The organism is Pedobacter psychrodurus (assembly GCF_004331735.1).
GTDB classification, from domain to species: domain Bacteria; phylum Bacteroidota; class Bacteroidia; order Sphingobacteriales; family Sphingobacteriaceae; genus Pedobacter; species Pedobacter psychrodurus.
In genome coordinates this window covers 1-12949 of the sequence record NZ_SJSO01000020.1, presented here as the reverse complement: position 1 = coordinate 12949, position 12949 = coordinate 1, and the positions used below count along the sequence as shown (strand labels likewise).

Genomic DNA, 12949 nt, shown 5'->3' with positions numbered 1-12949 from the left:
CTCATCAATATTGAGGAAAGCTATAAGCTTAAGATTGTTTTCAACTAGGGCTAAAATGCTGATTAAATTCTACCTAAACTTCTTCATCGCAACCCAAAGTTTTTCATCCATGCCATAAACATCAGGTCTGTATTCTATCCTGTCATTTTGAGACCAGGCAGTAATATAGGTAATGATTAATGGAACATTTTTCTTTGGGGCAAACCAAGCTGGTTTTAATTGAAAAGCCTTAAGTGTATCGGCTTTTTGTGCCATACGTTTTTTATACCACTTTACATGTGTACTGTCTATCGGCGGCAAATCTACTTCAGCCCTAAGCTTATCATAAGTGTAAGAATCTTTCACCAAAAGTTCGGCAAATTCTAAAGGTTTTTCGATGCGCACACAACCATGACTAATTGCCCGGTTAGTCAGGTTAAATCCGTTCTTATTATTGGTATCGTGAAGATAAATACTAGAGCTGTTATCGAAAATAAATTTGAACTTCCCTAAAGCATTTCCACCACCAGAACCTTGTTTAAATTTGAATGGTAATTTATCACGTGAATATCTGTTCCAATTGATGGTATCTGGCTCACCAATTAGCTTATCTTTGTAGTACACTTTAATGTTGCTATTTGATAAATAATAGGGATCTTTTCGAGCCATCCAGTAAATCTCACTTTGTGCAATACTTACCGGAATATTCCAGATCGGATTGGCCTGAATAGAATTGATTTTACTGAACAATAAAGGCGTCTCATGGTTCTTCGGTTTATCGTCCAAATTTCCTGATTTCGCAAAGGCTTTCAGCTTCTCTTCGTAACCGTTTTCACGCTTCCCACCAACACATACTTTCATCGTAATTACAGTATCTGTTTTATCGAGCCAGGTCAATCTAAAATCAGGAATATTTACCTGCACATAATTGCCTCCTGTTTCTGGCATTTTCCAACGGAAACGTTCCATGTTCAATAATAAAATCCGCTTCTCATTTTCAGCATCCGTATTTAAATAAGCAGCCTGCAAAGCTTTATACTGCATCGATTTTGGCTGAACAGCCCTTAGCGTATCCAACAGGCTTTTGCTGTTTAAAAGATTTGTCATCCCTAAGCTATCCGGACGCTTAACTCTGATGTAATAACGCGAAAAAATACTGCGAGGATTTACCACCCCATATTTAAGGTAATTGTTGTAGTTTAAATAAGCATTGGCAGCTAACAGCTCTAATTTTGCAATTACAGGGTAACTTTCATCAACCTTTTTAAATTTATTGGCCGTTAACGCTGCTAATAAGCTTTTAATCTCATCTGCTTTAAAAATCTTTGGGTTGAAGCCATGCACCTCACTCTGATCTAAATAGCTCACTAAGTAATCCAATTCACCATTAATATAAAATTGCGTAACCAACTTAGGTTCAGCATAACTATTGGCATAAAAAGCTTTAATTGTTTTAGGATTTATAAACTTGCCCGAAAGACTGTCCATTGTTTTCACAAAAATGCTATCATAAGCTACAGTGTCGAAATCTTTATAGATTTTGTTCTTAAAATGTTCAGACAGCACTTTCCCGATCTCGGGTGGGCTTTTAAACCATCCACAGGCAGAAATAAATAAAATAATGGGCAGAATTAGAAAGCGAAACTTTTTCAAAAACGTAAAATTTTAATACAAAATAAGGTTATTGGTAATAAAAACAGCATAATGACAAATTAAGTGCCATTATTTTTTGTTTTCCCATTTCAAACACTATATTTGCCAGCGCTTATCAGCTAAAGCATTGATACTGGCAGAAATAATTTATGAATTTAACTTTGAACCATCACTTACATTTACACCATCGCCGATAGGCGATATGATATGTTTGTTTTGTACTTCAAAACTTTTTTTCCGTAAAATAATTTCTTGTTCACTCTATATTCAATACTTTGAAAACACTTAAAATCGCTATCCAGAAGTCGGGTAGGTTAAACGAAAAATCTGTAGAAATACTTAAAAACTGTGGTTTATCTTTCGAAAACTACAAAAGCTCCTTAATATCAACTGTTACTAATTTCCCTTTAGAAATTCTTTTCCTTCGCGATGATGATATTCCAGAATATGTACAGGATGGCATTGCCGATTTGGGTATAGTTGGGGAAAATGTAATTGTAGAAACCAAGGCTGAGGTAGATTATCTTCAAAAATTAGGCTTCGGAAAATGCACCTTAAAAATCGCTGTTCAGGCCACCAGTAATATCCAAAAACTGGAAGAGTTAAATGGTAAAGCAATTGCCACTTCCTACCCAGTAATCCTCGAAAAATTCTTACAGGAAAAAGGTATAAAATCTGATATCAGAACCATTTCCGGATCGGTAGAAATTGGTCCGGGTTTGGGCTTAAGTGATGCCATTTTTGATATCGTATCAACGGGTGGAACATTAAAGAGCAATGGACTAAAACCTTTCGCTGATGTAATGCAATCTGAAGCCGTTTTAATCGGAAACAAATCAATAGCAGAAAATCCTGAAGTTGCAGAATTGCTTCAACGCATCCGCTCTGTACTTAGCGCAAAATCTAACAAATACGTGGTGCTAAATGTATCAAAAGATAACCTTCAAAAAGTAGTCGATTTACTACCAGGTGTAAAAAGCCCAACAGTAGTTCCACTCTTCGAGCCTAACTGGGTAGCCGTTCATTCTGTAATTGCCGAGGAAGATTTCTGGGATAAAATAAACAGTTTAAAAGCTGCAGGTGCTGAAGGTATTTTAGTAATGCCTATCGAGAAAATAATCACGTAAAATCGTTTAAATTCATATTAACTATTAGTTAATTTAAAATTATAAAACATTGAAAATCTACAATTATACAGATTTATCTAAATCAAAAATTGAAGAACTTTGTTCGAGGCAGATTGAAGACGATAAACTGGTTGAAGAACGGGTAACCGACATCATCAGCACGGTAAAAAAAGATGGCGACAAGGCACTTTTCAACTTCGCAAAAGCGTTTGACAAAGTTGATTTGGAGAAACTGTTTTTGAATGCAGAAGAATTAAAAGCGATTGCATCTACCATTCCGGCTGAAGCAAAAAAAGCGATTGATACGGCTTACCAAAACATCAAAACTTTTCACCAGTCACAGTTAAAAACTGAAGATAAAATCGAAACGATGTCAGGCGTTGTGTGCTGGCGTGAATCGAGGGCAATTGAAAAAGTGGGACTTTATATCCCCGGCGGAACAGCCGTTTTACCGAGCACTTTTTTAATGCTTGCCACACCTGCAATCATCGCAGGTTGTAAAGAAATTGTAGTATGCTCTCCTCCACAAAGTGATTGCAAAACCAATTGTTACCTTGCTTATTGCGCAGTGCTTTTGGGCATTGAAAAAGTATTCCTGATTGGCGGTGCACAAGCCGTTGCTGCAATGGCCTTCGGCACGGAAACAGTACCGCAGGTATATAAGATTTTTGGTCCTGGTAACCGTTATGTAACTACCGCAAAAACGATGGTTCAAAATAAAGTGGCTATCGATATGCCTGCAGGACCATCAGAGGTATTGGTCATCGCTGATGAAACTGCCAATCCGTCATTCGTTGCTGCTGATCTACTTGCTCAGGCAGAACATGGAACTGATAGCCAGGCTATTTTAGTATCTACTTCTAATCAAATCATCGCTGATACCTTAAAAGAAATTGAAAATCAGCTTGCTATCCTTCCACGAAAGGAAATAGCGGTCAAGGCAATAGCCAATTCATATGCTGTTTTAACTAAAGACCTGGATCAGGCGATGCAATTTTCAAATGAGTATGCACCAGAGCACTTAATACTAGCGACTGAGCATTTTCAAAGCCTTATTCCATTGATTATCAACGCTGGATCAGTCTTTTTAGGCAATTTTACGCCAGAAAGTGTTGGCGATTATGCCTCTGGAACTAACCATACTTTACCAACCAGTGGTTTCGCAAAGGCTTATTCTGGAGTATCTACTGATGCTTTTCTGAAAAAGATCACCTTTCAGCATCTTTCTGCAGCGGGGTTGAACAACATAGGTAATACAGTTGAAATACTTGCAGAAGCAGAAGGCCTCGAAGCGCACAAAAATGCAGTGAGTATTAGATTAAGTTTTGAGTCCGGAGTCGGAAGTCAGAAGCCTGAAGATAAACAGGCATAGAAGAAAGCATAAAAGAATCGGTGTAATCAAACCGAAGGAAACTAACAACCATTGAAATGGACATTAACGATTTAGTAAGAGAAAATATAAAGAACCTTCGCCCCTACTCTACCGCCAGGGACGAATTTAAAGGTCAGGCATCTGTATTTTTAGATGCAAACGAGAACAGTTATGGTTCGCCATTACCAGCAAATTACAACCGTTATCCTGATCCATTGCAACTTGATTTAAAAGATGCAATCAGTAAAATAAAAGGTGTGCCGATCGAGAATACTTTTTTAGGAAACGGTAGCGATGAAGCGATCGATTTATTATTTCGCGCATTCTGTAATCCTGGAAAAGACAACGTAATTGTGCTACCTCCAACCTATGGCATGTACGAAGTTTCGGCCAATATAAACGATGTAGAAATACGCAAAGTAAGCCTGCTTCCGAACTTCCAATTGGATATGGAAAAAATCGCAGAAACGATTGATAAAAACACCAAATTAATCTTCATTTGTTCGCCAAATAATCCGACTGGAAATTCAATAAACCGCGAAGATATTGAAACCATTTTAGCCAACTTTAATGGCATCGTTGTAGTGGATGAAGCGTACATTAATTACGCCCGACAGAAGACCTTTATTCAGGAGTTAACCGAGTATGGAAACCTGGTGATTTTGCAAACTTTTTCGAAGGCCTGGGGGCTTGCCGCTTTGCGTTTAGGCATGGCATTTTCTTCCACAAAAGTGATCGATGTTTTGAACAAAATTAAGCCACCTTACAACATCAATCAAGCTACTCAGGATTTAGCTTTTGAAGCGCTGAAAAACATCGCTCAGGTTAACGATTGGATTAAAGAATCTGTTGCAGAAAGAGACCGTTTAAGTAAGGCCTTAACTGCACTAAATATTGTTAAAAAAGTATATCCTTCTGATGCTAATTTTATCCTGACAGAAGTTACCGATGCGTTAACAATTTATGATACTTTGGTTGACCAGGGCATCATTGTCCGCGACCGTTCTAAAGTAACTTTATGCGAAGGATGTTTAAGGATTACTGTGGGTACAAAAGAAGAAAACGACAAACTATTAACTGTTCTAGAAAATTTTTAAGATGAAAAAAGTATTATTTATAGACCGCGATGGAACGTTAAATATTGAGCCTGATGATGAGCAGGTAGATAATTTTGCAAAGCTTAAATTTTATCCACGTTCATTATATTATTTATCGAAAATTGCAGCCGAACTGGATTACGAACTGGTAATGGTGACGAACCAAGATGGATTAGGAACACTTTCAAATCCTGAGGAAAATTTCTGGCCGATCCACAATTTCATGCTCGATACTTTTGAAGGCGAAGGTGTTCATTTTAGTGAGATTGTAATTGATAGAACTTTTGCAAAAGACAATGCGCCTACCCGTAAACCTGGTACTGCTTTATTAACTAAATATTTCAGCGAAGATTACGATCTGAAAAATTCTTTCGTAATTGGCGATCGTTTAAACGATGTGGTTTTGGCTAAAAATTTAGGTGCCAAAGCAATTTTTCTTCGTCAGAATGATGCACTGGGTTCTACAGAAGCTTTGGATAAACATGAAACACTCTTGGACATCATCATTTTAGAAACCAAGAAATGGGAAGATATCTACAACTTGCTTAAAGCAGGGAGCAGAAAAATTCACCATGAACGCAAAACCAACGAAACCGATATCATCATTAACCTCGATCTGGATGGAACAGGAAAAGCCAAAATTGAAACCGGTTTAAACTTTTTCGATCATATGCTTGATCAGATTGCCAGACATGGAAGTGTAGATTTAGAGGTAATTGCAAAAGGCGATTTACACATCGACGAACACCACACGATCGAAGATACTGGTATTGCCTTAGGCGAAGCTTTTGCCAAAGGTTTAGGCAACAAATTAGGTATCGAAAGGTATGGTTTTTGCTTACCAATGGACGATTGCCTGGCACAGGTAGCTATTGATTTTGGAGGAAGAAACTGGATTGTTTGGGATGCTGAATTTAAACGCGAAAAAGTTGGCGATATGCCTACAGAAATGTTTTATCACTTCTTTAAATCGTTTAGCGATGCCGCAAAATGTAATTTAAACGTAAAAGCAGAAGGCGATAACGAGCATCATAAAATTGAAGCTATTTTTAAAGCATTTGCCAAAGCAATTAAAATGGCAATTAAACGCGATGCCGAGAAAATGGTTTTACCGAGCACGAAAGGGCTATTGTAAGAATGTAAGAGGGAAAATGGATGATGGAATGGGTTTTAAACAGGAATGTTGTTAAATAAACCCGATAGCAGTGGAAAGCTCCCGATTCTTCATCGGGACTTGCAACGAATAGCGGGACCACAGCACCCATGAAAAACTGACATTCATTTTCAAAACAAAAACAAAAATATAATGCAAATTGTATGGAGGATAAAAATTCAAAGTCTCCTTTAGGGGATTTAGGGGTTGGAATAATAAATTACGGAGCAGGCAACATCTTCTCCCTTACCGCAGCCTTAGATCGCTTAAATGTAACCTACGGTATGGTAAATACAGAAAGTGACCTCGAAAAATATAGCCACATCATCATTCCTGGTGTTGGCCATGCGGGTGCCGCTATGGAAAAATTAAAGGGAACAGGCTTGGTTGAGGCGATTAAAAAACTAACTAAACCAGTTCTTGGCATCTGTGTAGGCATGCAACTCATTACCGAACACTCAGAAGAGGGTGATGCTGCACTTTTAAATATCGTTCCGGTTAAAACCAAAAAATTCGATAAGTCATTGAATATCAAAATACCACATATGGGTTGGAATGCGGTGAGCCCAAAAAACAATTCACTATTTGAAGGTGTTGAAGATAATACACAATTTTACTTTGTGCATTCGTACTTTATTGAATATAACCCTACTTTTGACATCGCATCTGCTGATTATGGTTTAAAGTTTTCGGCAGCGGTACAAAAAGATAATTTTTACGGCGTTCAATTTCATCCTGAAAAATCGGGAAAAGCCGGCGAACTAGTATTAAAAAATTTTTCAAACTTAAGCTTATAAAATGTACATAATACCTGCTATTGATATTTTGGATGGAAAAGTTGTCCGTCTTCGTGAAGGCGATTACAACCAAAAAACGGAATACGACGTTTCTATCCCCGAAATGATAGAAAAATACCGTTCAAATGGCACCGATTTCATTCACATTATTGATTTAAACGGAGCTAAAGGTGATTTTAGTAATCAAAAAACACTTTTCGAGATTATTAAAAAAACTGAAATGAAAGTGCAGTACGGTGGAGGTATTAGAACCATTGAGCAGGTTACCAATTTGCTTGATGCCGGAATACACCGCGTAATTGTAGGTACACAAGCCATTACCAATCCTGATTTCTTACCTCAATTGAGTGAGGCTTTTGCTAAAAAAGACGATTATGCAAACCGTATTGTAATTGCAATCGATGTTTTGGATGAAGTTATTAAATACTCTGGCTGGATGGAAAGCTCGCCGATCAAACTGATGGATTACGTTGACAAATGTCTTTCGTTAGGGTTTTTCCGTTTCTTATGCACCGATATCAGCAAAGATGGAAAACTAGGTGGCGCCGCAATCGATCTATACGAAAAACTGCTTGAACATTCGCCTATGATTAAACTCATTGCTTCAGGTGGTGTAAGTTCGATGCAGGATATTTACGATCTGGCCAAATACCCAATTAGAAGTGTAGTGGTTGGAAAAGCGATTTACGAAGACCGCATTACCATCGAAGAAATTAAAGAGTGGAATTTGAAGGCCTTGAGTTCGATTTAAAGAAGAATTATAATATAATATTTGGCTCATTGCAAATAGGCGATCGTCATGCTGAATTTATTTCAGCATCTTTCATGCAATAAAGACCCTGAAATAAATTCAGGGTGACGAATCGCTCAAAGTGAAAACATTAAGATTGCTTCATGCCTCGCAATGACGAAAACCCAAACAAATGCTTAGTAAAAGAATAATCCCTTGTTTAGACGTTAAAGACGGTCGCACGGTAAAAGGTGTAAACTTTGTTGATTTACGCGATGCTGGCGATCCTGTTGAACTAGCTGCCCAATATGCACAACAAGGAGCCGATGAATTGGTTTTCCTGGATATTACGGCCACTCACGAGCGTCGTAAAACAATGATCGAAATGGTTAAATCAGTTGCAAGGCAATTAAATATTCCCTTTACCATTGGTGGTGGAATAACCGAAATTGCCGATGCGGAAGCGTTGTTAAATGCAGGAGCAGATAAAATCAGTATCAATTCGGCCGCGGTTCGAAATCCAAAACTGATAGAAGACCTGGCTAAAACTTTTGGGGTACAATTTGTGGTTTTAGCTGTCGACACCAAATATGTAAACGGTAAAAATATGGTCCACCTAAATGGAGGAAGACTAATTACCGAGTTGGAAACCGAAAACTGGATTAAACAGGCAGAAGATTTGGGCGCCGGAGAAATCTTGTTAACTTCGATGGACCACGATGGTACCAAAGCTGGTTTTGATTGTGGATTGCTCAGTAAAGTAAACAAAATGATCAATATCCCGATTATTGCATCAGGTGGAGCAGGTAGTATGGATCATTTTACCGAGGTTTTCCAAAAAGCCAATGTTGATGCAGCACTTGCAGCTTCGGTATTTCATTATGGCGAAATCCTAATTCCAGATTTAAAACAAGAATTGAAAAGGAATAACATTCCGGTAAGAATATAAATAAGTCTGGAGTCGGCAGTCCCTAGTCATGAGTCTGCTTTTCAGAAATAATAAAATTAAAATGAATATCGATACATCATCTCTTGATTGGGATAAAACAGCTGGCTTACTCCCGGTAATTATACAAGATTATAAAACTTTAGAGGTTTTAATGCTTGGTTATATGAATGCTGAGGCACTGGAGAAAACACAGACCGAAGGCAAAGTAACTTTCTTTTCACGCGCTAAAAACCGCCTTTGGACGAAAGGTGAAACCAGCAACAACTTTTTGTTTGTTAAAGAACTTTTTGTAGACTGTGATAACGATACGATCCTAATTAAAGCTGATGCTGTTGGTCCAACTTGCCATACTGGTAGCCGCAGTTGTTTTAAAACAGATTTTAATCAGAACTTTATTTTCGAGCTCGAAAACATCATTACCGATCGATATGAGAATCCGGTTGAAGGATCTTATATCAACAAAATGCGCAGTAAGGGATTAAACAAAATTGCCCAAAAAGTTGGGGAAGAAGGCGTAGAAACTGTAATCGCTGCACTTGCTGAATCGGAAGAAGAACTCATTGGAGAAGCATCTGATCTTGTTTTCCACCTTTTATTTTTATTGAAAGAGAAAGGGTTATCTATTCAAGATATAGCAAAGAATTTAGAGAAAAGACACAAATAAGGTTTGAGGTAAAAGGCGTAAGGTGCTAGATGCCTAACCTTATACCCTAAAACCCTAAACCCTAAACCTCAATAAATGCTCAAACACCTACAAACCCTACCTGGACACCAAAATCCTGTTTACGCGCTTGCCAACTCAGATGAGGATGGTATATTTTTTAGCGCAGGGAACGATAAGGGAGTTGTAGAGTGGTCATTACATACAATGGCTTTTGTTCGAGTTAAAATGCCGGTACAGAGCTCGGTTTATTGTCTGCATTATTACAATAATCAATTATTTATAGGAGAGCGCAGCGGTGCTTTTAGCGTTTATGATTTTAGTGAACAAAAAGTAATTGCAAGGATTACTGCCCATACCAAACCAATTTTCAACATACAAACCGTAAAAGGCAAAAATGAGCTTTTAACCACTGGCGAAGATGGAACAGTGGCGGTTTGGTCGCTAGTAGACTTTACAGAGATTTACCGCTTCCAAGTGGCTTATGATACCGTTAGAGCCATTGCTATTGCCCCCAACGAAAGCGAAGTGGCTTTTGGCTGTAAAGATCATTTGATCAGGATTTATAACCTAGCTGATTATAGTTTAAAACAATCTTTAGAAGGACATTCACTACCTGTAACCTCACTGGCTTATCACCCTACAGGCAAATACCTGATTTCGGGAAGCAGGGATGCCCAATTAAAAATATGGGATCTACCGAATTATGAACTGAGGGAAACTGTTCCGGCACATATGTTTACCATTTACGATATTGCCTTTCATCCTACTCTTCCATATTTTGCCACAAGCAGTCAGGATAAAAGCATTAAACTTTGGGATGCAGAAAACTTTAAACTGTATAAGATTTTAAGCTTGGAAAAAGCAGGAACCGGACATACCCATTCTATCAATAAAATTATCTGGAGCCATGATGGAAAATATTTGATTTCTACAGGTGATGACCGGCAGGTAATGGTTTGGGAAATGGAACAGCCTTAATCTATCCATTTAGTAGTTGGGTAATTCTGTCTAAAAATGTTGGGTAATTAATAATGGCCAATCCGCCTAAAATAGATTGATCCATTTTCATTTTAACAAAAATAACATCATTTTTACTGAGATTTACTTTTAGCTCTTTACTTTCAAATCCAATATACCTGATATCCAGAATTACTTTATTCTTAAAGTCTTTTCTGTTCAGTCTTAACTCAAAGTCTCCATTTCGATCAGTAGTTGTCCCAATCTTTGAATTTTCAATCCTGATACTCACAGCAATTAACGGCAGCTTATCTTCTTTACCGATAACTTTACCTCGTATGGTAACAAAATCATCTTCGGCGTTTTCTTTTAAAACATCATCTTTTAATGATTTCTTATTATCCGTCTGAAATGTGGGATACGATGAAGAAATATTTGCATTACCCAATTTCGGAAAACTCAAAAAAGCAAATAAAGACGCTGCAATCAGGCTAGGTTTAAACCGGCTAATTGCAAAATTCGATTTCACATGAATTAAACGATCAAGCTGCTCAGGCTTAAGCCTTCCACAGCTTTTGCCCTGATTTGCTGCAAACCAATTACGGAGATCTCGATCTGAGAAATGTGTAAAATCAATAACCGATTTTTGGCAGGAACCGCAAAATTTGCCGTTTACACGGTTTTGCATTCTATCCCACTCTTCATGGCAAGGATTGGAGATCTGAATTTTAAATTTACGTGGCATAAGAAAATGTATCTTTTATTTTATATTTTATATAGGATACATTTTTGGCTACTATTCCACAAAACGTTTGATAATTCTAAGCTTATGTGAATATTTCCCTAGCTCTTTATTAAAAATACCCTGATCATCAATCGGATCAATTTTTACTTTTGCTGAGGAGTGGATAATTTCGTTCGGGCTTAACATAATGCCTACGTGTGTAATTCTGCCTTCATCGTTATCAAAAAAAGCAACATCACCAGCCTTACATTCAGCAAGAAAGCCAACCAGTTCACCTTGTTCGGCCTGTTGCGAAGCATCGCGGTTTAACTTAATGCCTAGCATTTTAAATACGGTTTGTACAAAACCAGAGCAATCCAAGCCAAACAAATGCCTTCCACCCCATAAGTATGGGATATTTTGAAAAAATTTAGCTGTTTCGGCAACCTGATCTTTGAAGTTTACTGCGCTATTATCATATGGCTCAAAATTCAGCTTGAATTTTTCGGCTCCAGCATAACAAAAGCCATCTTTCAAATAAGGAAGATTACTTGCGGGGCTTAAATGATACGAACTTCCATCGGCAGCTGTTAACACATTATTGAAACTTAATGGAGCAAGTAATTTACAATCGTGCATTTCTGCAAACTGGTTTTGGCTAATTGGAGCCAATTGTCTGAAATCAATCCAGCCTTCATAACCATCGTAACCATTTTGAATAAGCCACCAGCGTTCTTCTTTCTGAATAACTTCTACATGATCGCCAAATAAAAGTTGCGAAACAATTTCTGCTTTATCTGATGCATCTGCTCTTAAAGGTGCTACAGCAACCCTACAAATACTGTATTGATTTTCCATTTAAATATGCTCGTGAAACTATTGTAAAACTAATAAAATACATCCATTGCCTAACATTTTGCATGTAAATTTGTTATTTTTATGATGATCACCTTTTAAATAAGCTCGCCATGAATTTTAAAAAAATATTAATTGCCGTTGATAACAGTACCTGCTCAGAAAAAGCGGCAAAAGCCGGTTACGACATGGCTGAAAAATTTGGAGCAGAAGTAGCATTGGTTAACATTATCGAGCCTATCCCGGCTAATGTAAATCCCGATTTAACGCTGGCACCAGTGTTTTTAGAAACCTATGATAACAGCGAAGAAAACAGCCATATTTTGCTTAAAGAAATGGAGACAAAATACAGCAAAGGCGCAAAAACAACTTATTTAAGTGTTGTTGATACCGCAGCGCATGGTATCATCCAGCAATCAGATGAGTGGGGATCTGATTTAATTGTAATCGGCACTTATGGTCGTACAGGTTTGTACCACTTTTTAATGGGAAGCGTTGCTGAACACGTGGCGAGGAAATCTGCTTGTCCTGTTTTGATTATCCCTAATAAATGTGACATAGATTAACTATAAACTGCCAATTGCAAACTAAAAACTAGGGATCAAGCAAAAAAGTTGGGGATTTGAGAATTTTATTTAATTTTGTTCAACATTATTATTTTGGACACCTCGATACTATCTTTTATACTTCCTGAAGGCTTAACCGAATACTTTGAACTTGATAAGTTTGAACTTTCTGAAGGCTCTTATCATATTTATCTTTTAGAAAAAAACATTCACCCTGAGGAGTATTCAGGTGAGAAATTGATTTCTAAAGGCTTTTTCGATGAAATTACCGTTCGAGACTTTCCCTTACGTGGCAAGCCTTGTTTTTTGAAAGTGAAGCGACGTAA

The 12949-nt window shown here is 37.5% G+C and carries 14 protein-coding genes; 11 read left to right on the top strand and 3 right to left on the bottom strand.

Annotated elements, in window-relative coordinates; all coding sequences use genetic code 11:
• Positions 1-69 precede the first annotated feature (69 nt).
• Positions 70-1632 carry a L,D-transpeptidase family protein gene (locus tag EZ456_RS19545; protein WP_131533056.1) on the bottom strand — a complete coding sequence of 521 codons (1563 nt, stop codon included), beginning with the start codon at positions 1630-1632 and terminating at the stop codon, positions 70-72.
• A gap of 275 nt (positions 1633-1907) precedes the next feature.
• Here EZ456_RS19545 and hisG point away from each other — a divergent pair, with 275 nt between their 5' ends.
• The 9 genes from hisG to EZ456_RS19500 all read left to right on the top strand — a co-directional run bounded on the left by hisG (position 1908) and on the right by EZ456_RS19500 (position 10499).
• Complete coding sequence (hisG, locus tag EZ456_RS19540) at positions 1908-2759, top strand: ATP phosphoribosyltransferase (RefSeq protein ID WP_131533054.1); 852 nt, start codon at positions 1908-1910, stop codon at positions 2757-2759.
• 49 nt (positions 2760-2808) lie between these two features.
• Positions 2809-4131, top strand: coding sequence for a histidinol dehydrogenase (hisD, locus tag EZ456_RS19535; RefSeq protein WP_131533052.1), 1323 nt, complete (start codon positions 2809-2811; stop codon positions 4129-4131).
• A gap of 56 nt (positions 4132-4187) precedes the next feature.
• A complete protein-coding gene (hisC, locus tag EZ456_RS19530) occupies positions 4188-5228 on the top strand; it encodes a histidinol-phosphate transaminase (protein ID WP_131533050.1) in 1041 nt (346 codons plus the stop codon).
• A 1-nt stretch (position 5229) separates the two neighbouring features.
• Positions 5230-6363, top strand: coding sequence for a bifunctional histidinol-phosphatase/imidazoleglycerol-phosphate dehydratase HisB (hisB, locus tag EZ456_RS19525; RefSeq protein ID WP_131533048.1), 1134 nt, complete (start codon positions 5230-5232; stop codon positions 6361-6363).
• Between the two features lie 182 nt (positions 6364-6545).
• Positions 6546-7178, top strand: coding sequence for an imidazole glycerol phosphate synthase subunit HisH (gene hisH, locus EZ456_RS19520; protein WP_131533046.1), 633 nt, complete (start codon positions 6546-6548; stop codon positions 7176-7178).
• 1 nt (position 7179) lies between these two features.
• The gene (hisA, locus tag EZ456_RS19515; RefSeq protein ID WP_131533044.1) at positions 7180-7929 is read left to right on the top strand and encodes a 1-(5-phosphoribosyl)-5-[(5-phosphoribosylamino)methylideneamino]imidazole-4-carboxamide isomerase; all 750 of its coding nucleotides are present in this window, start codon (positions 7180-7182) and stop codon (positions 7927-7929) included.
• A gap of 172 nt (positions 7930-8101) precedes the next feature.
• On the top strand, positions 8102-8857 hold the full coding sequence (hisF, locus tag EZ456_RS19510) for an imidazole glycerol phosphate synthase subunit HisF (protein ID WP_131533042.1): 756 nt from the start codon (positions 8102-8104) through the stop codon (positions 8855-8857).
• 61 nt (positions 8858-8918) lie between these two features.
• A complete protein-coding gene (gene hisIE, locus EZ456_RS19505) occupies positions 8919-9521 on the top strand; it encodes a bifunctional phosphoribosyl-AMP cyclohydrolase/phosphoribosyl-ATP diphosphatase HisIE (protein WP_131533040.1) in 603 nt (200 codons plus the stop codon).
• A 75-nt stretch (positions 9522-9596) separates the two neighbouring features.
• On the top strand, positions 9597-10499 hold the full coding sequence (locus tag EZ456_RS19500) for a WD40 repeat domain-containing protein (RefSeq protein ID WP_131533038.1): 903 nt from the start codon (positions 9597-9599) through the stop codon (positions 10497-10499).
• 1 nt (position 10500) lies between these two features.
• On the opposite strand, the gene EZ456_RS19495 is transcribed toward EZ456_RS19500, so the two are convergent.
• The gene (locus EZ456_RS19495) at positions 10501-11223 is read right to left on the bottom strand and encodes a carboxypeptidase-like regulatory domain-containing protein (RefSeq protein ID WP_131533036.1); all 723 of its coding nucleotides are present in this window, start codon (positions 11221-11223) and stop codon (positions 10501-10503) included.
• Positions 11224-11274: 51 nt separating this feature from the next.
• On the bottom strand, positions 11275-12060 hold the full coding sequence (locus EZ456_RS19490; protein WP_131533034.1) for a C40 family peptidase: 786 nt from the start codon (positions 12058-12060) through the stop codon (positions 11275-11277).
• Positions 12061-12170: 110 nt separating this feature from the next.
• On the opposite strand from EZ456_RS19490, the gene EZ456_RS19485 reads away from it, so the two are divergent.
• Positions 12171-12623, top strand: coding sequence for a universal stress protein (locus tag EZ456_RS19485; protein ID WP_131533032.1), 453 nt, complete (start codon positions 12171-12173; stop codon positions 12621-12623).
• Between the two features lie 93 nt (positions 12624-12716).
• Positions 12717-12949, top strand: a 233-nt coding sequence (locus tag EZ456_RS19480; protein WP_449421240.1) for an ISAon1 family transposase N-terminal region protein, incomplete at its 3' end; no start/stop codon positions are given.